Origin of the sequence: Perlabentimonas gracilis (genome assembly GCF_011174675.1) — a bacterium.
Taxonomy (GTDB): Bacteria; Bacteroidota; Bacteroidia; order Bacteroidales; family Tenuifilaceae; genus Perlabentimonas; species Perlabentimonas gracilis.
The window spans coordinates 38,099-58,535 of the sequence record NZ_JAANIG010000014.1; the positions used below are offsets into that span (position 1 = coordinate 38,099).

Here is a 20,437-nt window from a genome sequence, read left to right on the forward strand (position 1 = left end):
TACAAGGAAGCTATTCGGCAATAGGGGTTTCAATACTCTTTTTCCATATGATAATTATATCAGTTATGGCGTAGTATATAATGAATGCCCCGCTAACGGGAATCACAAGGTAAACATACCCAACAGGAAGTTGTAGCGCCGATGAAATTTGATTTAAGTGGAAGGTGATATACACCAAGTTTGAGCCACCAATTATTAGAATAAAAACAGCAAATGTGATGATAAGAGAGTTGATAGTCGTATCTAATATCCTTTTCCTATGTTCAGTTAATCTTTTTGAAATCAGGTCGATGGCCAGATGTTGCTTTTGTCCAGTGGCATAGGCTGCACCCAATAGTCCAACCCAAATAAGTAGATAACCGGCCAGCTCATCGGTAAATGAGCTGGGGTGGCCAATAACAAAGCGGCTGGTCACCTGCCAGAGAACGTTTATAACAAGTACTCCCATGAAGATGGTGACAAGCCAACCCAAAAGTTTATCAATAATCGCTCTGTGTTTCATATGCTTTTTCTTTTTATTGAGTGCGCCTACTCTAGCTCTCTAATTCTATTTATCAGATTATAGGTTCTTTCATCCTCTTTATACTGCTCGTAAATGCTTTGTACTCGCTCAATGAATGGTGCCTTATCGGGATATATAATCTTAACCCCGGCCTCCTCGGCTAATTGTAACGATTGGCTCTCCGACTCCTTCCAAAGTTTCCGTTGGTAGGGAACGCTTTCGTTTGCAGCCTCCTGAAGCCATTTTTGTTCCTGCTCCGTAAGGCCGTTCCAAATTTTGGTCGACATGAGCAGCACGTCAGGAATTGTGGAGTGTTCATTTATTGAGTAGTATCTACAAACCTCATAGTGATACGACAGGAAGAAGCTTGGAGGGTTGTTTTCGGCCCCATCAACCACGCCACCCTGTAGGGCGGTGTATAGTTCTCCCCATGAAATGGGAGTGGGCGAACCACCAAATGCACGTATCATAGCAACTGCCGAGGGGCTTTGCATTACCCTAATCTTTAATCCGCGTAAATCGTCGGGATGCTCAATAGGCTTATCTTTTGTGTAAAAGCTACGGCTTCCGGCATCATAAAAGGCTAAGCCGCGTAGCCAAAAATCCTCACCATCCTGAAGTATCTCTTTCCCAATCTCGCTATCGAGCACACGGTGTGCATGCTGACTGCTGGAGAAGATATAGGGTATGCCAAATATTTTGTACGAAGGGGCAAACCCCTCCATGATTGCTGCAGATACCTTCGTGATGGCTAGGCTACCAATTTGCAGCATCTCCACATTCTCGCGCTCAGAACCCAACTGCCCACTGGGGTAGATGTCAATTCGCATATGACCATCTGATTTCTTGTGAACCTGTTCGGCCATATATTCCATTGCTTTGTGAACGGAGTGGCTTCTGTCTAGCCCATGGGCTAACTTTAGCACGGTTACATTTTCTCGCTCAATGCATGAACTGTTAAGCAGTAGAAAACTTACCGATATTAGTGTAGAAATTAAAAATCTAATTCTTTTCATTGCAATGTGTTTAGTTGCGTTTGGCCAATGCAATTACATATATCTTACCTTACTAAAGGGTTTGCCGTATGTTTTTTAGGATTTCGCAAGCGGTGCGTACATTTTCCTCAAGCAGCGTGAAGTTACGGGTGTTAACAATCTCCTTGCTAATCAGCTGCGAGCCCATACCAACACATGTTACTCCTGCTTTAAACCAGGCCGATAAATTTTCCTCAGTGGGTTCAACCCCTCCTGTGGGCATAATGCTAGTCCATGGCATGGGGCCTTTTACCGCTTGTACAAATTTTGGCCCGCCAACCTGTGTACCAGGGAATATCTTTACAATTTCTGCTCCCAACTCTTCAGCTCTCGATATCTCAGTAACCGATCCGCAGCCAGGCGACCATAATATTTTGCGCCGATTGCAAGCCATGGCTATATCCTCCTTTATTACTGGAGATACAATGAAATTGGTTCCAACCTGAATGTATAGCGATGCTGTACCAGCATCCATAACCGAGCCTGTACCAATTATTACCTCGGGAAGTTCTTGCGCTAGCCGTTTGTTTACAATAGAAAAAACCTCGTGTGCGTAATCGCCACGGTTTGTAAATTCAAAAACTCTTAGGCCCCCCTTGAAGCATGCTTTTATTACTTCGAAGCAAATTTCTGGGTCGGGATGGTAGAAGACGGGTATCATTCCAGCTTGCTCCATCGCCATTGCGGTTTGTAATCTGGTGTATCGTGCCATAAAAAAGTCTCTTTAGAGTACAATCGATTGCACAAATTTAATTATCTTTGTGGAAATCTAAAGAAAACGATTGCATTTTTTGTTGATATTTTTTAATAGTTGGGGTTAAGTAGTTGAAAAATATATAAATACACCTTTTTCCCTTACACCTTATTATTATAGTGATAGCGATATGGTGAATGAACTCAGAATAAAATAACTGAATTTTTGCATGAAATCTCCAAAACAAAAATATACCATTGCCGATATTGCGCGTGAGCTTGGCACAACAACATCCACTGTATCAAGGGCATTGCAAGATAATCCCCGTATTAGCTTAAAGATGCGGAAGGCTGTGCAAGAGCTAGCGCAAAAGAACAACTATCAGCCCGACTATAGGGCTGCAAGCCTACGGCGTGGAAGTGCAAAAACCATTGGTGTGCTTGTGCCAAAGGTAGATAGGCATTTCTTTGCTACTGTGCTAAGTGGCATTGATGATGTGATGGCCGGAGAGGGGTACAGCGTAATAATTTGCCAGTCGTTCGAGTCGTTCGAGAAGGAGCAGCAGTTGGTGCAGAGCCTTATGTACGGTAAGGTTGATGGGCTTATAGCATCAATATCTACAGAAACAAAGGATGTTACCCATTTTGAAACGCTGGTGAGCAAAGGGCTACCTCTGGTTTTTTTCGATAGGGTGTGGGAGTCCCTTAGGGTAAGCAAGGTGTTAGTCGACGACTATCAAGGAGCAGTAATGGCGGTTGAGCATTTGATTGAGAATGGTTGTAAAACGATAGCCCATTTTGCTGGTCCTCAGCATATCAACGTTTACCGGAACCGGACTAAGGGGTACCTTAATACTCTTAAGAAGCATGGTTTGGAGGTTGATGAGAAGTTAATATTTCACGATGTAATTACCCGAGATACTGGTTGCAAAGCAATGCAAAAGATACTTAACATGAGCAGCTTGCCCGATGCAATTTTTTCGTCGGGCGATTATTCTGCTCTAGGCGCCATACTGTGTGCCAAGGAAGCGGGCGTTAGTATTCCAGAGCAACTTGCAATTACAGGTTTTGCCAACGAGCCATGGGACTCGTTCTTTGAACCATCGCTTACCTCTGTCGATCAGCATGCATTTGATATTGGCCGTCAGGCAGCTAGCTTGCTTCTCGATGAGTTGAAGAATAAAAAACCATCATTTGTACCAAAGACAATAGTTTTGAGCCCCGAGCTTATCGTTCGGAAATCCTCAATAAAAACTTTGTAGCCATTTTACTTGAAATTGGTGTAAGAATGGCCTAAATTTGTGCAATCGATTGTACGTAAATTTAAATAGATATAATTATGAACTATACTATTCGTTATGCAACGCATCCCCGCGATTTTACTAGCTACGATACAGCTAGAATCCGTGAGGAGTTTTTAGTAAGCGACTTTCTGCGAGTCGATGAGATTAACCTTGTTTACTCCATGTACGACAGGTACATTGTGGGCGGAGCAGTGCCTGTGAACAATAAGTTGAAGTTGGACACCATCGACCCCATTAAGGCCGATTTCTTTCTGCATCGCCGTGAACTTGGCGTAATCAATGTGGGTGGATCCGGTAAGATTTATGTTGATGGGAAAGTTTACGAGATTAAGAACAAGGAGGCTATGTACGTAGGTTTGGGCAATAAATTAGTAGAGTTTGAAAGCAAGGATTCTAAGAACCCTGCCTACTTTTACTTCAACAGCGCACCTGCACATCGTGCATACCCCGATAAGCATGTAACCCTCGATGATGCGCAGAAAGCTGATATGGGTTCGCTGGAAACCTCCAATGCACGAACCATTAACAAACTTATTGTTAATGGAGTGGTGGAGACTTGCCAGCTCCAAATGGGGATGACTATTCTTAAGCCTGGCAGCGTATGGAACACAATGCCACCTCACGTACACTCGCGCCGGATGGAAGCGTATTTCTACTTCGAGGTGCCCGAGAATCAGGCTATCTGTCACTTTATGGGGCAACCCACCGAAACCCGTCCAATTTGGATGAAGAACCACGAAGCGGTACTTTCACCATCATGGTCAATTCACGCTGCTGCAGGAACATCAAACTATATTTTTATATGGGGGATGGCGGGAGAGAATCTCGACTATGGCGATATGGATATTGCCAAGATTAGCGATATCAAATAGAAATCAATCAGTCAATCAACCTGTCCGCTCTACCTGCCGCCTGCCGGTAGGCAGGGTAGACAGGCCACTGGCGGATCAACCAATCTTTCTAAAACAAAATATGTATGTCACTAAACCTGTTTAGCTTAAAAGGAAAAACCGCGCTGATTACCGGTGCAACCCACGGTTTGGGTATGGCTATGGCTAAGGGATTGGCTTCGGCAGGAGCAACAATTGTTATCAACGATCGCTCAAGCGAAAGAATTGACAGCGCTCTTGAGGAGTATCGCAAGGATGGCTATAATGCCTTTGGATACATTTTCGATGTTACCAAGGAGGACGAGGTAAATGAGTGTCTTAACCGCATTGAGAAGGAGGTTGCCCCGTTGGATATACTTGTAAATAATGCTGGAATCATTAAGCGGATTCCCATCCTCGAAATGGGCGTTGATGAATTTAGGGAGGTAATTGATGTCGATTTGGTTGGCCCATTTATTATGGGGAAAGCTTTTGCCAGCCGTGTAATTGCCCGTGGCGCAAACGGAAAAATTATCAATATCTGCTCAATGATGAGCGAGTTGGGACGCAACACTGTTTCAGCCTACGCATCGGCAAAAGGGGGACTTAAGATGCTTACGCGCAGCATGGCCACCGAGTGGGCTAGGTTTAATATTCAGGCCAATGGCATTGGCCCGGGCTACTTTGCCACGTCGCAAACGGCGCCAATTAGGGTCGATGGTCATCCATTCAACGATTTTATTGTGAACCGTACTCCTGCTGGACGCTGGGGTGAGCCAAATGAATTACAGGGTGCAGCCATATTCTTAGCATCGGCAGCCTCCGATTTTGTGAATGGTCACATCCTCTACGTTGATGGTGGAATTCTTGCCACCATTGGCAAGCCAAGTAACGAGAAGTAATCTTAACCTAATATTTCAAAGGTATGAAAACCCTAAAAATTAGCGCATTGGTATTGCTTTTGGCCACGGTTTTTATGGCTTGCCAAAAGAGCGAATCATTAATCATATTAACTAACGATACTTCCATTGAGCGAATTGATGAGGCTATTACCATCAGTCGTGCCGATTTGGAAAAGCAAATTGGAAAGATTTCCAAAGGGCTTGTTCCAATGCTAACTTCCAAGAATGGAGAGGTACTCCCATCACAGGTTGACGATTTGGATGGCGATGGACAGTGGGATGAGCTATTTCTACTAGCCGACATTGCTGCAAATACAACCATCAACCTTAAACTTTCGTTGGTGAAGCCCAATGACCTACCAACTTTTACCCTGAGGAGCAACGTTTGGTTGGCAAGCCCTCAGGAAGATGGGACATATAAAGAGGTTAAATCTGTTAAGCGTCCAGAAATCACACGAGAGAACCACGGACAGACCAAGAAGTATTTTCAGTTCGAGGGACCAGGATGGGAGAACGATAGGGTTGGATTTCGAAATTACTTTGACGAGCGTAACGGGATAGACATATTCGGAAAAACTACCGCCGATATGGTTCTGCAGAATGTTGGGATAGATGAGGACTACCATGCTCTTCAGGATTGGGGTATGGATATTCTAAAAGTAGGCGCATCACTTGGAGCTGGATCAATAGCACTAGAGATTGATGGTAAGCTACATAGGGTTGCACCCGGTTCCGAGGGTTCCTACGAGTTGGTTGCCAATGGTCCTTTGCGTTCGATCTTCCGTTTTAGGTTCAACAATTGGGTTATCAACGAAAACACCTATTCAGTTGTGCATGAAATAACCATTTACGGTGGGGCTTGGTACTACGTGAGTAAGGTTTCTGTTGAGGGCAGTGCAAACATAGTAACAGGTATTACCACTATTGATCTTGAGGATAAGCAGGCTACTTTCTCCGATTTCGATAACGGCATTGTGGCCATATCAACCCACGGACAGCAGGCCATTGAGGGCGAGTACCTTGGAATGGCCGTAATGCTTTGTAAGGATAGTTATATTGATTTTGAGTACCTCGATGGAAAGGCAGAGGACATAAACCATACTTTCATTGTTAGGATGAAGCAAAGCGAAAAGCCCTCAACGTTCAGATTTTACTCTGCATGGGAATTGTCCGATACAAAATTTACTGAGGCCGAAAGCTTTCAAGATCTTCTTAAGCACGATGCTCAAAAAATTGGAAGTCCATTAAGGGTTGAAATCAAGTAGAAGCTTATGAAAGCCTTCAAGTTGTATGCGCTGTTATCAATCTCATTGACATTCATCGCTTGTAATGAGCCAAAGGTTTCAACCCTTTGGCTCATGGGCGATTCCACCATGACCGATTACGCCAACTATGGCGAGGACTATATGACCGAACGATACCCACAAATGGGCTGGGGACAAGCATTACCAAAATTTTTAGTTCCTGATAGTCTTAAAAACATATCCATTTTTGATGTTGATAGTTTGGTAGTAGTTAACAAGGCTCGCGGTGGTAGAAGTACCCGTTCATTCTTTGAGGAGGGCCGATGGGATGAGATATACAATCAGTTGAAGCCCGGCGATTTTGTTATTATTCAGTTTGGGCATAACGATGCCTCCGAGAGTAAGCAGGAGAGGTATGTAAGCCTTCCCGGTTATAAGGAGTTTCTTAGACTTTATGTAAATCAAACTCGCCAGAAGGGTGCAACCCCAATTCTTATTACCTCGGTTTGTCGTAACTACCCTTGGGAAAACGATAGGCTAGGCAATTCACACGGCGATTATCCACAGGCTATGATGGAAGTTGCTGAGGAGTTGGATGTTTATCTTATCGGCCTAACAGAAATATCGGCCAACCATTTTACCCTAATGGGACGCGATTACGTTACTGTAAACTATTTTATGAACTTACCTCCCGGAAAGTTTGTGGCCTATCCCGAGGGTTTAACCGACAATACCCACTTTCAACCCGAGGGTGCTGATGCCGTTGCCCGCTTGGTTTATGAGGGGTTGCAAGGTCTTAAGTAACATTTTTCTTTTTATCTCCAACCTTATGAAAAATAGAATTGTTTTTTGTCTGAACCAATGGGTTAACCCTTTGGTTACTAGTGTTTAATCCCTTGGCGTTTAATTACAAAACCGTAGTGATTGTGAAAAAATTTGCAATTATCATTTTAATTGGAGTGGCCCTTAATGGCTGCACCAACAGCCAGTCCCTTGAGCAAAAACTTTTGAAGCATATCACTTTGGTTGTGTCAAAAGATGGTACAGGTACTGTAGCCACTGTTCAGGAGGCAATTGATATGGTTCCGGAAAATAACACTGAACGCTTTGTAATCTTTATCCGCAATGGGGAGTACAAGGAGAAGATTGTGCTACCTCGCGCAAAAACCAATGTTACTATGATTGGCGAGAGTGCCGAGGGTGTAATTCTAACCTACGACGATTATTCTGGAAAAGTGGTTGAGGGCGATACAATTACCACCTACACTTCCCACAGTTTTGCCGCCGATGCCGATGATTTTGTGGCAATGAATATTACCTTTGCCAACTCGGCAGGTCCTGTTGGACAGGCTGTTGCTATCCGAACCACTGGCGATAGGCAAATATTCTACAACTGTAGGTTTATAGGTCATCAGGATACCTACTACACCCAAGGTCACTACAGAAACTACCTGAAGAATTGCTTTATTGAGGGTACAACCGACTATATTTTTGGACGCTCAACGGTGGTGTTCGATAGCTGCCATATCAACAGCCTTAAAACAGGATCGTACATCACGGCAGCATCAACCGAGCAGGATGTGAAGTTTGGTTACGTATTTTTCAATTGTCGTTTTACCGCTGCACCCGGCATTGAGCGTGTGTCCCATGGTCGCCCTTGGCGCCCTTTTGCTCGCACTGTGATTATAAACTCATTTCTCGATGGTTTTGTAAATCCTGAGGGTTGGTCCATTTGGCGTGGCCGAGAGAATCATCACGATTGCTACTATGCCGAGTATCAAAACTATGGCCCCGGTGCTGACATTTCAAATCGCATCCATTGGTCGCATCAGCTAACCGAGGCTGAGAGAGAAGTGTATACCATCCAGAATATATTTGCAAAAAGTACAAGTCCTGAATACTTTGAGGATGATTGGATACCCAACCTTGAGGCTGACCCAATTTACAGTATACTTATATCTAATTTAAACTAAGCACACCAGAGATTGTTTTATTGAATGTACAAGAATTATTGAATTCACGTATATTGAAAAAACAAATTATGTTAAAGGTGAGAAGCATTAGGTTAATAATAATTCTATCGGTAATTGCGGTATTTCTGCTTATCCCATTGGTTGCAATGCAGTTCACAAGTGAAGTGGACTGGAATACAATGGATTTTATAATTATGGGAATTCTATTGCTAAGTACAGGTTTAGGTTGTGAACTTTTATTGCGCAAAGTAAAAAGTACGAGAAATAGAATTATTCTATGTGGATTAGTTTTACTCGCATTCTTTCTAATCTGGGCAGAACTTGCGGTTGGATTATTTGGGACCCCCTTTGCAGGATCGTAGAGTTAGCTTAAATCTTACAAGAATTACTATCATTTTTCAAAACTATACTTCAATTTTCTTTTTTTTCGCACATAGTTGGTTCAATTTTGTTTAGCACATAAACTACTTGTTTCACGAACAATAGTATTATGTCAAATAGCAGAACAAAAAAGGAGTTGCCAACTGAGCAACACAACGAACTTCTCCGGGTTTTAAAATCCCGATTTGAGACGCATATGAATAGGCACAAGGGTATTGAATGGGCCAAAGTGCAAGCAAAGCTAATGGCTAATGTTGATAAGCTTTGGTCGCTAAACGAAATGGAACAAACGGGTGGAGAGCCCGATATGATTGGTTACGATAAGTTTACCGACGAGTACATTTTTGTTGATTGCTCACCTGAGAGTCCAAAGGGTCGCCGAAGCCTATGCTACGATGGCGAGGCACGAAATTCACGCAAAGAGCACAAACCTCAAAGTAGTGCTTTAGAAATGGCAACCGATATGGGCGTTGAAATCTTAAGCGAAGAGCAGTACCGGGAGCTACAGATGCTGGGTGAGTTCGATTTGAAAACGTCCTCTTGGGTGAAAACGCCAGAAGATGTAAGGAAACTTGGGGGAGCCTTTTTTTGCGATCAACGCTACGGAAAGATTTTTGTTTACCACAATGGAGCAGAATCATACTACGGCTCAAGAGGATTTAGGGGTATACTTAAGGTTTAAATTGATAAAAAAACCTACATTTAAAGCCTAACCCAAACTTCAATCTTGTTATGAAACTCACTCTATCAATTCTTGCCCTTATCATATCCCAAGTTACCATTGCCCAAAGGGATTTCCCTGATTTTTTACAGGGGACTTGGAAAGTTGAAAACAAAGAAATGTACGAGCATTGGGATAAACTCAACGACAATTCCTTGAAAGGATTTTCCTACAATACAAAGGATGGTGCACTAAATATTTCAGAGTATCTCGACATTACTCAAACAAAAAAAGATATAATCTATACAGCCACAGTTCTTAATCAAAACCAGGGGAGGGGAATCAGCTTTAAGCTAAATAAGGATGGCGATACCTATTCGTTTGAAAATCCAAAGCACGATTTCCCTAAAAAGATTTCCTATAAAAAGGTATCTGAAACCGAAGTGTTTGTTGAGGTATCCGATGGAAAGCAAAATGAGTTTTCCTACAAGATGACAAAGCAGATACCAAAGTCAAATGAAGAGGACACAACTGTTTCGAACCCAAACTACGACCCAATACTTGCCGAGAAGCTGAGTGCCGACGATTACGGGATGAAGAGTTTTATCCTGGTCATCCTAAAAACGGGTACAAACCAAACCACCGATAGAGATTTTATCAGCGCTTGTTTCAGGGGGCATCTCGATAACATAAACCGATTGGAAGAGGAAGATAAATTGGTTGTGGCAGGCCCCCTTGCAAAAAATGAAAATACCTATAGAGGAATTTTTATTCTTAATGTTGCTACAGTAGAAGAAGCACAATTGCTATTGGAAACCGATCCCGCCATTAAGGAGGGATTGCTTGATGCCGATATATACAATTGGTATGGGTCAGCCGCACTTCCAGAGTATTTGAATTCATCTGATAAGATTTGGAAATTGAAACCCTAAAAATCCTTCAAGAATGAGTAATACAAAAATCTTTAAAATGTCCTTTGCAAGTGTTTATCCCTACTATATCCAGAAAGCCGAGAAAAAGGGGCGCACAAAAGCAGAGGTTGATGAGATTATTTTCTGGCTAACAGGTTATGATGAAAGTACATTCAAAAAGCATCTCGATAGTAATACCGATTTTGAGAACTTTTTTGCCCATGCCCCACAAATCAATCCGAATGTTTCAAAAATTACGGGTGTCGTTTGCGGTGTTAGGGTCGAGAATATTGAGGATAAGCTAATGCAACAGATTCGTTATCTCGATAAACTTGTTGATGAGCTTGCTAAAGGCAAAGCAATGGAGAAGATTTTAAGAAAGTAATTTAACCAACAACACTTTACCTTTACCGTCGGCAGGTATACTTAAACTTAAAACCTTAAACCTTTTTAATATGGCCGAACTAAAAACAAAGCAAACCAACGCAGATGTTATAGAGTTCATCAACTCATTTGCCGATACCGAGCAAAAGCGAGAGGATAGCTTCGAACTGCTTAAGTTGATGCAAGAGTTTACAGGTTATGAACCCAAGATGTGGGGTCCTTCCATTATCGGCTTTGGTAGTTACCATTACAAATCGGAGAGAAGTAGGCAGGAGGGCGATTGGCCATTGGTGGGATTCTCGCCCCGAAAAGCAGCCATCTCCCTTTATGTATTTACAGGAATGCCCGAACACGAGTATCTTCTAAAAGATTTAGGCAAGTTCAAAATGGGTAAGGCCTGTATTTATGTAAAGAAGCTATCCGATATTAATTTGGATGCACTAAAAAGGATAATGGGTGAGACCATAAAGTTTTTGCAAGCGAAATATCAGTAAGTGTTAACGAAATAATTATTGGTTATGATTTCTACTAAAATAATAATTAAAGAATCTGCCGCAAAAGTGTGGCAGGCTTTAACGGATAAGAGCCAAATGAAGGAGTGGTATTTCGATATTGCTGATTTTGAGCTAAGAGCGGGTGCAATTTTCAATTTTTATGAGCCGGGAGGTGAGAATCTTTTTCATCATCGCTGCCAGATTATTGAGATTATTCCAAAAACAAAACTTGCCCATACTTGGTCACATCCCAGCCATAGCAAAGGTGTGAGTACGGTTACTTGGTTGTTAAGCGAAGTCAACGGCATCACCGAGGTTACCCTAAAGCACGAGGGAATTGAAAACTTTGCCGATGCGGGTCCCGAATTTGCACCTGAGAATTACCAGATGGGATGGGAGGGGTTAATGTCAGCTCTAAAGAACTACATCTATGGAATTCGTAAGCAAACCTACCAAATTGAGATAAATGCATCACCCGAAGTTGTGTGGGATGTTCTTTTGAACGATGATACTTACCGTAAGTGGACTAACGTATTTTGCGAAGGTTCCTTTTACAAGGGAGAGTTGAAACCCGGTGGACGGGTTCATTTTTTAACACCAAATGGGGATGGAATGTATTCAAACATAGTTTTTTACACTCCCCATTCAAACATTCTTTTTCAACATATTGGCGAGATAGTAAACTTTGTTGAACAACCCTTGGATGATGCTACTGAGAAATGGACTGGAGCTTTTGAAAGCTACACATTGAAGAGCAATGGCAAAACAACAACACTTGTTGCAGAGGTTGATTTAACCCCAGATCACCTTGATTCTTTCAACAAAGCATTCCCAAAAGGGTTAGATAAAATTAAGGAACTCTCAGAGTTAAGTGAAATCACTAAAAACTAAGGTATTATGACTACTGCAAATATCTATTTAAATTTCAACGGTAATTGCGAGGAGGCGTTTAACTTCTACAAATCCGTTTTTGGTGGTGAGTTTAGCTACTTTAGTCGTTTTGGCTCAGTTCCCGAAGGAGATCGGTATAAAGTTTCCGATGCATACAAAAACAGAGTAATGCATGTTGCTTTACCAATCGGAAATACAGAGTTAATGGGCAGTGATTGCCATGAGGATCAGTCAGATTCCTTTATTCTGGGGAATAACTTCTCAGTATCCATTACTGCTGATAGCAAGGGGGATGTAGATAGAATATTCAATGCTCTTTTAAAGGGAGGAGTTGTGACTATGGCTGTGAACTCCACCTTTTGGGGCGACTATATTGGGATGCTAACCGATAAGTTTGGAGTGAACTGGATGGTTAGCTTTCCTGAGCAGCAACAGCAATAAGAGAAATACTTATTATCTAAAAATCTATGATTTTTTCTAAAATCATTGAAACTCCAATTGGCAAAATGCTTGCCTGTTCAGTTGATGAGGGTATATGTTTACTTGAATATTACGATAATCCCAAGCTAGAGTTTAAGTTAAATAAACTAGCTGATGAACTGAACGATTCAGTAGCTGAACAAAGCAACAATGCTATTGAGTTACTCGAAAATCAACTTGGTGAATATTTCGAGGGCAACCGAAAAGCCTTCTCCGTTCCACTTCACCTTGTTGGTACCGATTTTCAGCAAAAGGTTTGGAATTATCTTCTAACCATTGGTTATGGCAAAACTATAACCTATAAGGAGCAAGCATTGGCAATGGGAGATATTAAATCGATTAGGGCTGTTGCCACAGCAAACGGTGCTAATAAAATTCCCATTTTAGTACCTTGCCATAGGGTTGTTGGCTCAAAAGGTAGTCTAACAGGTTATAGCGGTGGACTTTGGCGAAAAGAGTTTCTGCTTGATCTAGAAAGCCATCAGTATAAAATATTTAACGGTCAGGCTTAAAATGACATAATGAAATTGAGATGACACCAAAAGAAATTTTACAAAAATGGATTGACGCATTTAACAAGGCTGACTTAGAAACACTTTCAGACTTGTATGCTGACAAGGCAATTAATCATCAAGTGGCAAACGAGCCTATTGAAGGGAGAAGTGCAATTAAGAAAATGTTTGAAGACGAATTTGCGACAGCAGAAATGACTTGTATTCCTGAAAATATTTTTGAAGACGGAGAATGGGCAATTTTGGAATGGAAAGACCCAAGCGGACTTCGTGGATGTGGATTCTTTCAAATTCAGCACGATAAAATTATTTTTCAACGTGGTTATTGGGATAAGCTGTCATTTTTGAAACTGCACAATTTACCAATAAAGTAAAATGGAGAATAAATATATTTTTCTTTTGATTGGACAAAAAGGGAGTGGAAAATCCTTCATCGGAACTCTTTTTGAAAAAGAGTTTGGGATAAAATTCATTCGAGTGGAAGATTGGGCTAAAAAAATCAAGAAAGACAGAGATGTTGATAATGAAGCGTACCTAAAGCAAGTTTTTGAAGAAATTGAAAAGGGAATTCGAGATAGCTTAACTGATAAGGATAAAATTGTATTTGAGTCCACAGTACTGACTGAATATTTTGATAAAATGCTTGAAAATTTAAGAAGAGATTTTCAAGTAATAACAATTGGTGTTATTGCAGACAACACAATTTGTTTAGAGAGAGTTAAATCCAGAGACCAAGAAATACACATCAACATTTCTGATGACCAAATATTAAGGATAAATGAGAAGGTCAGAGAAAGAAATTTTGAAACAGACTTTTCATTAATCAATGAAAATAAATCTGAGAAGGAACTTACAACTGAAATTGGTAATTTTATTGTACAGACTATTGACGAATAAGACTGAAATTAATGCCCGAACCACTTCAAGGGGTTTAACTAATCAGCCTGCCAGCCGATCTATAGCAATTGCATTAAAAACACAACCAAATGATACAAATAGGTAATACCCCAATTTTCAAGCTTGAAAGAATTGTTGAACCAGGAATGGCAGACATTTATGTAAAATACGAGGGTGCAAACCCAACCGGAAGTATGAAGGATAGAATGGCCCTTTCAATGATTGAGGGTGCTGAGCGGAGGGGAGAGTTGAAGAAAGGTGGGACAGTTGTTGAGTATACGGGTGGAAGCACAGGAAGCTCATTGGCAATGGTTTGTGCAGTGAAGGGTTACAAGGCGCATTTTGTATCGTCCGATGCATTTTCCGATGAGAAATTGCAAACAATGCGTGCATTTGGTGCCCAACTGGAGATTATTCCTAGTGAAAATGGGAAAATCACTGCTAAGCTAATCGGCGATATGGTGAAAAGAGCAAAAGAGATTAGCAAAAATCCCAACACTTTCTGGACAGATCAGTTTAACAATATTGATAATAGGAACGCATACCATAAAATGGCACAAGAGTTTATTGATGAGCTTGGTACCGATATAGATGAGTTTATTACAGGCGTGGGAACTGGTGGTTCATTCTCGGGCAATGCAGAGGTTTTTAAACAAGAAATACCAAAGATTCGCTGTATTGCCATAGAGCCCTACTACGTTCGTTCACTTTCAGGAGGTGACACATCTGGTAAGCATAAGCTCGAGGGGATTGGTGCAGGTTTTGTCCCGTCAATTTGTCGCCTCGACTTGGCAGATGAAATTATTGCAGTTAAAGATGAGGATGCCATTGAAACAGCACGAAAACTGGCTAGGTTGGAGGGTGTTTTTGGAGGAACAACTTCCGGGGCAAATGTTTGGGCTGCTATTCAAAGGGCAAAGGAATTGGGAACAGGAAAAAAGATTGTTACAATTATAGTAGATTCGGGGTTGAAATACCTTAGGGGCGACTTATTTCGATAGTTCAATATCAACAATGCAAAGTTTTCTATCCATTTATCTAAAACATAAAAGAATGATTACAAGGGGAGTTTTTCTACTAATTAGCCTACTAATTGGTACGGTTTCCACACTTGCCCAACCCGATAGTAGAATTGAAATTGACGATGATATTCAATTGGTTCATCTTAAGGATTCTGTATATGTTCATGTTAGTTGGCATTATATTGAAAACTATGGTCGTTTCCCTTCAAACGGACTCATTGTTATAAAGCGTGGACAAGCCTTGATGGTTGATACACCTATGGATAATGACAAGACAGAGAGGATTGTAAGGTTTCTAAAGGATTCAATGTCGGTTGAACTAACTCAATTGATAATTGGTCATTTTCACGATGATTGTTTGGGCGGTCTTCAGTATCTGCAAAGTATTGGGGTTGAGTCAATAGCAAATACAAGAACTATTGATAAATGCAAGGAGCTGCAGTTGCCTATTCCAACAACATCTTTCACCGATTCCTTAGCTATTGATTTTAATGGAGAACTCATTGAGTGTAGATTCTTTGGTGCAGGCCACTCATTTGACAATATCACCGTTTGGTTACCGAGCCAAAAAATATTATTTGGTGGTTGCCTTATTAAGTCAATGGATTCAAAAGGACTTGGAAATCTATCGGAAGCAGTGGTTCCTGAATGGGATTTTACGGTAAAAAAACTTATGGCAAAATATCCTGATATTGAAAAGGTCGTTCCTGGTCATGGCGATATTGGTGGCTCCGAACTGCTAAACCATACCATTAATTTGGTCGAAAATGAACGTGCAAAATAAAACCTATCTACTATGCCCGACTATAACAAGCAATGGGAGAGTGAGTTGGCAATGCTCAAGTCAATAATTCAGAAAACAGGTTTGCAAATGGCCATAAAGTGGGGTGCCGAAGTGTACACCCATAAGGGAAAGAATGTGGTTAGCTACTACGGCTTTAAAAATTACTTTGCAATTTGGTTCTACAATGGGGTTTTTCTGGAGGATAAGCACAAAGTTTTAGTAAATGCACAGGACAATAAAACCAAGGCATTGCGCCAGTGGCGATTTACATCGAAGGAAGAGATTGACGAGAATCTTATTCTTGAGTATATACGCAAAGCCATTAAGAATGAGGATGACGGAAAGGTTTGGAAACCCCTAAAATCAAATGAACTTTCAATACCAGAGGCATTGATTGAAGCCTTTAAAAGTGATAGGGAGATAGAAAACGCATTTAAAAAGCTCCCATTTTATAAGCAGAAGGAGTTTGTTGAGTACATCGATTCTGCAAAAAGGGAAGAGACCAAGCTGGCACGAATTGATAAGATTATTCCAATGATTCTCCAAGGTACAGGACTAAACGATAAGTACAAAAAATGCTGATGACCGAGGTTGAAAAGTACATCTTCTCTTTCCCCGAGGATGTTAGAAATATTCTTCTACAGATTAGGCAGATTATTAAAGAGGAAGCCCCCGATGCCGTTGAAGGGTTTGCATACCAAATGCCATCGTACAAAACCAACGGAAAACCTTTGGTTTACTTCGCTGCATTTAAAACCCACATAGGGTTTTATGCTACACCATCGGGACATGCTGCATTCGCTTGCGAACTGGCAAAGTATAAGCAGGGCAAAGGCTCGGTTCAGTTCCCCTTGGATAAGCCAATCCCCTTCGATGTGATTAGGCAGATGGTAGCCTTTAGGGTTGAGGAGAATAATAACAAATCTTAAAAAAACATCAAATGAAACAGCTTATAACAATAGTAATTCTTTCAATTACTCTAGCGAGTTGCAATCAAAATCAAAAAAGTATGAATGATAATCCTGAACAATTAGCCAACGACACTACCCCACGGGTAACTGGAATTGGAGGTATTTTCTTTTTCTCAGATAATCCTGAGGAAACCAGGGAATGGTACCGCATGAACCTCGGACTTGAGGTTAATGAGTGGGGGTCAAGTTTTGAGTTTAGGAATGCCAATAGGCCTGATGAAATTAACTATTTGCAATGGACCCCGTTCAAGAAGGGAAGCGAGTACTTTGCCCCATCGGAGAAAGAGTTTATGATAAACTATAGGGTTCAAAACATCGAAGGGCTTGTTAGAAATCTGAGAGCCAATGGAGTAACCATTCTCGATGAGATTGTAGCCTACGATTACGGTAAGTTTGTGCATATAATGGATTCCGAGGGCAACAAAATTGAGCTTTGGGAGCCTGTGGATAGCGTGTTTACCAATATGGGAGGGAAAACAACAAAGTAGCCGTTTTTTAAATTAATCTACCGTGTAGTATTCTAGTAAATAATCATTTAAGGTTATTGATATATTCATTAACAGCCAATTTGGCCTTGCTGTAATCTAAGTCCGATACAATTACCTTTACGTTTCCTGCGGGTCTCCAGCCTCCGCCGCGCGACCCAATAATTTCATCTTTTAAAGATGATTCGATCCCATTGTTCTCTAGTATATTCGCTATCATTTGACAGTCGAAAAGTGAACCATCGAAAACTTCAACCAAGGTATTACCTTTATCCGTTGTCATATAGTTTAGTTTTAAATATTTAGCCCCGAAAAGTTTTAACTTTCGGGGCTTTTTCTTAAAACTACACGTTGTAGGTTGTAGATGCTGTGGTTCCGCCGCGGCCGGTCCAGTTGGTGTGGAAAAACTCACCCCTGGGCTTATCAATACGTTCGTAGGTGTGGGCGCCAAAGTAGTCGCGTTGTGCCTGAAGCAGGTTGGCGGGAAGCCTCTTGCACCTGTACCCATCGAAGTACGATAGCGCGCTCGATAGGGCAGGTACAGGAATACCATTAACAGTTGCGGCGGCAACAACTCTTCGCCAGCTGGCATCGGCATCCATTATTTTAGCCTTAAAGTAGTCGTCGAGTAGAAGGTTGTTCAGCTCGGGGTTCTTATCGAATGCCTCCTTAATCTTACCAAGGAATACCGACCGGATAATGCATCCACCGCGCCACATCAGGGCAATACCACCATTATTCAAATGCCAACCAAACTCCTCGGCAGCGGCACGCATCAGCACGTAACCCTGCGCATACGATACAATCTTTGATGCCAGCAGCGCTTTGCGCAAATCCTCAATCATCTGCTTTTTATCGCCAGTGAATGATGGTTTAGGCCCTGTGAGTATTTTCGATGCCACAACCCGCTCATCCTTCTGCGCCGAAAGGCAGCGCGAGAATACCGATTCGCCAATTAGGGTAAGGGGAACGCCCAAATCGAGGGCGGTTACGCCTGTCCACTTGCCAGTTCCCTTCTGTCCGGCAGTATCGAGAATCTTGTCTACCATGGGTTTTCCATCGTCATCCTTAAAGCCAAGGATATCGCGGGTTATCTCAATAAGGTAGCTGTCCAACTCGCCCTTGTTCCACTCCTTAAATACCTCGTGCATCTCATCGGCACTCATTTCCAGCAAATCATTCATCACCTGGTATGCCTCGCAGATAAGCTGCATATCGCCGTACTCAATGCCGTTGTGTACCATCTTCACAAAGTGGCCGGCCCCGTTCTCACCAACCCAATCGCAGCAGGGAGTACCATCGTCAACCTTAGCGGCAATGCTTTGGAAGATATCCTTAACAAAAGGCCAAGCGGTCTTTGATCCACCCGGCATAATGGAAGGACCTAGCAAAGCGCCCTCCTCGCCACCCGAAACGCCGGTACCAATGTAGAGCAGCCCTTTGCTCTCGAGGTAAGCGGTTCGGCGGTTGGTATCGGGGAAGTGGGTGTTGCCACCGTCGATAATAATATCGCCCTTGTCCAGGTGGGGGATAAGCAACTCGATAAAGTCGTCAACAGGCTTGCCGGCCTTCACCATCAGCATTACCTTGCGGGGCGATTTTAGCGAGCCTACCAGCTCCTCGAGGCTACGGGTGCCAATAATATTTTTTCCCTTTCCGCGACCATTTACAAAGCTATCAACCTTGTTGGTTGAGCGGTTGAACACCGCCACGGAAAAGCCTTTGCTCTCCATATTCAGGACCAGGTTCTCGCCCATTACGGCCAGCCCAATTAGTCCAATATCTGCCTTTTTCTCCATAATGTTTGGGTTTTAAGATTCTTAATCAATTAGGGTTTTTTATACTTGGTATCCTAGATTTTTAACCAGCTCGACACAGTTTTTTTCTCCTTTGATTTTTATTCTTAGATTCTCAGGTTCCCTGCGGATTGGGTACGATTCCCTCTGCTGCTCAAAAGTTTCAGGAGATTTTTTTAGATTATCAGAATCGATATGGATGTTGTACGCAAAGCGGCAAATCTCGGTAAATATCTGCTCCCTAGGTTTTGATGTGCAATCCATTTCCAGCTCCAATTGTGGTGCCTGTGGTACGTTGGTGGGTTGCCAGCTATCCAATCCAAGGTTAAAGAATCTGCTGATAGCCTGAACGCTCATGGCCGTTCCGTTGGCCTTGCCATCGGCGGAGTAGCCTGCAATATGTGGGGTAGCCAAATGCGCTAGCTCAAGTAGCTTTAGGTCGATATCGGGCTCGTTTTCCCAAACATCAATTACTGCACCAGCCAGGTGTTTGCTCTTCAGTGCGCTAATCAGCGCTTGTGTTTCCATCACCTCGCCGCGCGAGGAGTTTATAAACCACGCTCCGCGTTTCATCTTGCCAAAGAAATCGGCATTGGCCAAGTGGAAGGTTTTGTCAATCCCTTGGTGGGAGAGGGGTACGTGCATTGTTATTATATCCGATTGGGCAATTAGGGTTTCAATATCTGTAAACTCACCTTTACCCTCGCTGTGCTCTCTGGGTGGGTCGTTTAGTATAACTTTAATTCCAAGCGTTTTGGCCATAGCGGCCACCTTGGAGCCCACGTTGCCAACTCCAATAATGCCAAGGGTAATATCTTCAAACGATCTATTCTCGAGCCTTATAATTTCGGCTAGCGCCGAAGCAATGTACTGCTTAACCGAACCAGAGTTGCAGCCGGGAGCGTTGGTCCACTTTATACCATTGGCCTCGCAGTATGCCGTGTCGATATGGTCGTAGCCAATGGTTGCCGAGGCAATTATCTTAACCGATGTCCCCTTTAGCAATGCTTCGTTGCACTTAGTGCGGGTACGGGTAATAAGCGCATCGGCATCGGTAAGGTGATCGCGGGTAATCTTGCCACCCGGCAGATAAACCACCTGGGCCACATTCTCAAGCGCACCCTCCAGAAAAGGAATCTTACTATCAGCAACAATTTTTAGCATAGAATAAGAGTTATTGGTTGCCTATCTCGTAAACCGTTAGGTTGACGATATCGGTTATCGGTTATCGGTTATCAGTTATCGGT

27 protein-coding genes are annotated in these 20,437 nt (G+C 42.3%); 21 read left to right on the forward strand and 6 right to left on the reverse strand.

Annotation, left to right across the window (positions count from 1 at the left end):
- Window positions 1-10: 10 nt before the first annotated feature.
- The 3 genes from G8O23_RS07960 to G8O23_RS07970 are packed head-to-tail and all read right to left on the reverse strand — an operon-like array spanning window position 11 to window position 2,248.
- Window positions 11-502 carry a TRAP transporter small permease gene (locus G8O23_RS07960; protein WP_166363546.1) on the reverse strand — a complete coding sequence of 164 codons (492 nt, stop codon included), beginning with the start codon at window positions 500-502 and terminating at the stop codon, window positions 11-13.
- Between the two features lie 26 nt (window positions 503-528).
- Window positions 529-1,518 (reverse strand): TRAP transporter substrate-binding protein, encoded by a 990-nt coding sequence (locus G8O23_RS07965; protein ID WP_166363548.1) that lies wholly within the window; start codon window positions 1,516-1,518, stop codon window positions 529-531.
- A gap of 52 nt (window positions 1,519-1,570) precedes the next feature.
- Window positions 1,571-2,248, reverse strand: coding sequence for a bifunctional 4-hydroxy-2-oxoglutarate aldolase/2-dehydro-3-deoxy-phosphogluconate aldolase (locus G8O23_RS07970; protein ID WP_166363550.1), 678 nt, complete (start codon window positions 2,246-2,248; stop codon window positions 1,571-1,573).
- A 211-nt stretch (window positions 2,249-2,459) separates the two neighbouring features.
- Between G8O23_RS07970 and G8O23_RS07975 the strand changes: the two genes are divergently transcribed.
- The 21 genes from G8O23_RS07975 to G8O23_RS08075 all read left to right on the forward strand — a co-directional run bounded on the left by G8O23_RS07975 (window position 2,460) and on the right by G8O23_RS08075 (window position 17,397).
- Window positions 2,460-3,491, forward strand: coding sequence for a LacI family DNA-binding transcriptional regulator (locus G8O23_RS07975; RefSeq protein WP_166363552.1), 1,032 nt, complete (start codon window positions 2,460-2,462; stop codon window positions 3,489-3,491).
- A 71-nt stretch (window positions 3,492-3,562) separates the two neighbouring features.
- A complete protein-coding gene (kduI, locus tag G8O23_RS07980; RefSeq protein ID WP_166363647.1) occupies window positions 3,563-4,405 on the forward strand; it encodes a 5-dehydro-4-deoxy-D-glucuronate isomerase in 843 nt (280 codons plus the stop codon).
- A 104-nt stretch (window positions 4,406-4,509) separates the two neighbouring features.
- Window positions 4,510-5,304 (forward strand): gluconate 5-dehydrogenase, encoded by a 795-nt coding sequence (locus G8O23_RS07985; protein ID WP_166363554.1) that lies wholly within the window; start codon window positions 4,510-4,512, stop codon window positions 5,302-5,304.
- Between the two features lie 23 nt (window positions 5,305-5,327).
- Window positions 5,328-6,569, forward strand: coding sequence for a DUF4861 domain-containing protein (locus G8O23_RS07990; RefSeq protein ID WP_166363556.1), 1,242 nt, complete (start codon window positions 5,328-5,330; stop codon window positions 6,567-6,569).
- Window positions 6,570-6,575: 6 nt separating this feature from the next.
- Window positions 6,576-7,352, forward strand: a complete 777-nt coding sequence (locus tag G8O23_RS07995) for a rhamnogalacturonan acetylesterase (RefSeq protein ID WP_166363558.1) — start codon at window positions 6,576-6,578, stop codon at window positions 7,350-7,352.
- A 122-nt stretch (window positions 7,353-7,474) separates the two neighbouring features.
- Entirely contained in the window at window positions 7,475-8,521 is a 1,047-nt protein-coding gene (locus tag G8O23_RS08000) for a pectinesterase family protein (RefSeq protein ID WP_166363560.1), read from the forward strand.
- Between the two features lie 77 nt (window positions 8,522-8,598).
- The gene (locus G8O23_RS08005) at window positions 8,599-8,883 is read left to right on the forward strand and encodes a hypothetical protein (RefSeq protein WP_166363562.1); all 285 of its coding nucleotides are present in this window, start codon (window positions 8,599-8,601) and stop codon (window positions 8,881-8,883) included.
- A gap of 128 nt (window positions 8,884-9,011) precedes the next feature.
- Window positions 9,012-9,584 (forward strand): DUF4256 domain-containing protein, encoded by a 573-nt coding sequence (locus G8O23_RS08010; protein WP_166363564.1) that lies wholly within the window; start codon window positions 9,012-9,014, stop codon window positions 9,582-9,584.
- 50 nt (window positions 9,585-9,634) lie between these two features.
- Complete coding sequence (locus G8O23_RS17275; RefSeq protein ID WP_219932462.1) at window positions 9,635-10,495, forward strand: DUF6265 family protein; 861 nt, start codon at window positions 9,635-9,637, stop codon at window positions 10,493-10,495.
- A 13-nt stretch (window positions 10,496-10,508) separates the two neighbouring features.
- A complete protein-coding gene (locus G8O23_RS08020; RefSeq protein WP_166363566.1) occupies window positions 10,509-10,859 on the forward strand; it encodes a DUF2200 domain-containing protein in 351 nt (116 codons plus the stop codon).
- Window positions 10,860-10,929: 70 nt separating this feature from the next.
- Window positions 10,930-11,352 (forward strand): DUF1801 domain-containing protein, encoded by a 423-nt coding sequence (locus tag G8O23_RS08025; protein WP_166363568.1) that lies wholly within the window; start codon window positions 10,930-10,932, stop codon window positions 11,350-11,352.
- Window positions 11,353-11,376: 24 nt separating this feature from the next.
- Complete coding sequence (locus tag G8O23_RS08030) at window positions 11,377-12,243, forward strand: SRPBCC family protein (RefSeq protein WP_166363570.1); 867 nt, start codon at window positions 11,377-11,379, stop codon at window positions 12,241-12,243.
- Window positions 12,244-12,249: 6 nt separating this feature from the next.
- Complete coding sequence (locus tag G8O23_RS08035; RefSeq protein WP_166363572.1) at window positions 12,250-12,684, forward strand: VOC family protein; 435 nt, start codon at window positions 12,250-12,252, stop codon at window positions 12,682-12,684.
- Between the two features lie 26 nt (window positions 12,685-12,710).
- Window positions 12,711-13,235 (forward strand): methylated-DNA--[protein]-cysteine S-methyltransferase, encoded by a 525-nt coding sequence (locus G8O23_RS08040; RefSeq protein ID WP_166363574.1) that lies wholly within the window; start codon window positions 12,711-12,713, stop codon window positions 13,233-13,235.
- A 20-nt stretch (window positions 13,236-13,255) separates the two neighbouring features.
- On the forward strand, window positions 13,256-13,609 hold the full coding sequence (locus G8O23_RS08045; RefSeq protein WP_166363576.1) for a nuclear transport factor 2 family protein: 354 nt from the start codon (window positions 13,256-13,258) through the stop codon (window positions 13,607-13,609).
- 1 nt (window position 13,610) lies between these two features.
- Window positions 13,611-14,132, forward strand: a complete 522-nt coding sequence (locus G8O23_RS08050) for an AAA family ATPase (protein WP_166363578.1) — start codon at window positions 13,611-13,613, stop codon at window positions 14,130-14,132.
- Between the two features lie 89 nt (window positions 14,133-14,221).
- A complete protein-coding gene (locus tag G8O23_RS08055; protein WP_166363580.1) occupies window positions 14,222-15,133 on the forward strand; it encodes a PLP-dependent cysteine synthase family protein in 912 nt (303 codons plus the stop codon).
- Window positions 15,134-15,185: 52 nt separating this feature from the next.
- Window positions 15,186-15,938 carry a subclass B1 metallo-beta-lactamase gene (gene bla, locus G8O23_RS08060; RefSeq protein WP_166363582.1) on the forward strand — a complete coding sequence of 251 codons (753 nt, stop codon included), beginning with the start codon at window positions 15,186-15,188 and terminating at the stop codon, window positions 15,936-15,938.
- A 12-nt stretch (window positions 15,939-15,950) separates the two neighbouring features.
- On the forward strand, window positions 15,951-16,520 hold the full coding sequence (locus G8O23_RS08065) for a YdeI/OmpD-associated family protein (RefSeq protein ID WP_166363584.1): 570 nt from the start codon (window positions 15,951-15,953) through the stop codon (window positions 16,518-16,520).
- A complete protein-coding gene (locus G8O23_RS08070; RefSeq protein WP_166363586.1) occupies window positions 16,520-16,867 on the forward strand; it encodes an iron chaperone in 348 nt (115 codons plus the stop codon). Before G8O23_RS08065 ends, G8O23_RS08070 begins: the two co-directional genes overlap by 1 nt.
- 80 nt (window positions 16,868-16,947) lie before the next feature.
- Entirely contained in the window at window positions 16,948-17,397 is a 450-nt protein-coding gene (locus tag G8O23_RS08075) for a VOC family protein (protein WP_166363588.1), read from the forward strand.
- A gap of 43 nt (window positions 17,398-17,440) precedes the next feature.
- Here G8O23_RS08075 and G8O23_RS08080 read toward each other — a convergent pair whose 3' ends face one another.
- From G8O23_RS08080 to pdxB, 3 genes are all read right to left on the reverse strand, one after another.
- Window positions 17,441-17,677 (reverse strand): putative signal transducing protein, encoded by a 237-nt coding sequence (locus G8O23_RS08080; RefSeq protein WP_166363590.1) that lies wholly within the window; start codon window positions 17,675-17,677, stop codon window positions 17,441-17,443.
- Window positions 17,678-17,738: 61 nt separating this feature from the next.
- Entirely contained in the window at window positions 17,739-19,193 is a 1,455-nt protein-coding gene (gnd, locus tag G8O23_RS08085) for a decarboxylating NADP(+)-dependent phosphogluconate dehydrogenase (protein ID WP_166363592.1), read from the reverse strand.
- A 39-nt stretch (window positions 19,194-19,232) separates the two neighbouring features.
- A complete protein-coding gene (gene pdxB / locus G8O23_RS08090; RefSeq protein ID WP_166363594.1) occupies window positions 19,233-20,354 on the reverse strand; it encodes a 4-phosphoerythronate dehydrogenase PdxB in 1,122 nt (373 codons plus the stop codon).
- Between the last annotated feature and the right edge of the window lie 83 nt (window positions 20,355-20,437).

Bases quoted from the DNA above. Each gene is read 5' to 3' on its own strand.
- G8O23_RS07960 (WP_166363546.1), bottom strand. From the start codon at position 502: ATGAAACACAGAGCGATTATTGATAAACTTTTGGGTTGGCTTGTCACC.
- G8O23_RS08020 (WP_166363566.1), top strand. From the start codon at position 10,509: ATGAGTAATACAAAAATCTTTAAAATGTCCTTTGCAAGTGTTTATCCC.
- G8O23_RS07995 (WP_166363558.1), top strand. From the start codon at position 6,576: ATGAAAGCCTTCAAGTTGTATGCGCTGTTATCAATCTCATTGACATTC.
- G8O23_RS08070 (WP_166363586.1), top strand. From the start codon at position 16,520: ATGACCGAGGTTGAAAAGTACATCTTCTCTTTCCCCGAGGATGTTAGA.
- G8O23_RS07975 (WP_166363552.1), top strand. From the start codon at position 2,460: ATGAAATCTCCAAAACAAAAATATACCATTGCCGATATTGCGCGTGAG.
- G8O23_RS08045 (WP_166363576.1), top strand. From the start codon at position 13,256: ATGACACCAAAAGAAATTTTACAAAAATGGATTGACGCATTTAACAAG.
- G8O23_RS08075 (WP_166363588.1), top strand. From the start codon at position 16,948: ATGAATGATAATCCTGAACAATTAGCCAACGACACTACCCCACGGGTA.
- bla (WP_166363582.1), top strand. From the start codon at position 15,186: ATGATTACAAGGGGAGTTTTTCTACTAATTAGCCTACTAATTGGTACG.
- pdxB (WP_166363594.1), bottom strand. From the start codon at position 20,354: ATGCTAAAAATTGTTGCTGATAGTAAGATTCCTTTTCTGGAGGGTGCG.
- G8O23_RS07970 (WP_166363550.1), bottom strand. From the start codon at position 2,248: ATGGCACGATACACCAGATTACAAACCGCAATGGCGATGGAGCAAGCT.
- G8O23_RS08050 (WP_166363578.1), top strand. From the start codon at position 13,611: ATGGAGAATAAATATATTTTTCTTTTGATTGGACAAAAAGGGAGTGGA.
- G8O23_RS08010 (WP_166363564.1), top strand. From the start codon at position 9,012: ATGTCAAATAGCAGAACAAAAAAGGAGTTGCCAACTGAGCAACACAAC.
- G8O23_RS17275 (WP_219932462.1), top strand. From the start codon at position 9,635: ATGAAACTCACTCTATCAATTCTTGCCCTTATCATATCCCAAGTTACC.
- G8O23_RS08035 (WP_166363572.1), top strand. From the start codon at position 12,250: ATGACTACTGCAAATATCTATTTAAATTTCAACGGTAATTGCGAGGAG.
- G8O23_RS08055 (WP_166363580.1), top strand. From the start codon at position 14,222: ATGATACAAATAGGTAATACCCCAATTTTCAAGCTTGAAAGAATTGTT.
- G8O23_RS08080 (WP_166363590.1), bottom strand. From the start codon at position 17,677: ATGACAACGGATAAAGGTAATACCTTGGTTGAAGTTTTCGATGGTTCA.
- G8O23_RS08040 (WP_166363574.1), top strand. From the start codon at position 12,711: ATGATTTTTTCTAAAATCATTGAAACTCCAATTGGCAAAATGCTTGCC.
- gnd (WP_166363592.1), bottom strand. From the start codon at position 19,193: ATGGAGAAAAAGGCAGATATTGGACTAATTGGGCTGGCCGTAATGGGC.
- G8O23_RS07965 (WP_166363548.1), bottom strand. From the start codon at position 1,518: ATGAAAAGAATTAGATTTTTAATTTCTACACTAATATCGGTAAGTTTT.
- G8O23_RS07985 (WP_166363554.1), top strand. From the start codon at position 4,510: ATGTCACTAAACCTGTTTAGCTTAAAAGGAAAAACCGCGCTGATTACC.
- G8O23_RS08065 (WP_166363584.1), top strand. From the start codon at position 15,951: ATGCCCGACTATAACAAGCAATGGGAGAGTGAGTTGGCAATGCTCAAG.
- G8O23_RS07990 (WP_166363556.1), top strand. From the start codon at position 5,328: ATGAAAACCCTAAAAATTAGCGCATTGGTATTGCTTTTGGCCACGGTT.
- G8O23_RS08025 (WP_166363568.1), top strand. From the start codon at position 10,930: ATGGCCGAACTAAAAACAAAGCAAACCAACGCAGATGTTATAGAGTTC.
- G8O23_RS08030 (WP_166363570.1), top strand. From the start codon at position 11,377: ATGATTTCTACTAAAATAATAATTAAAGAATCTGCCGCAAAAGTGTGG.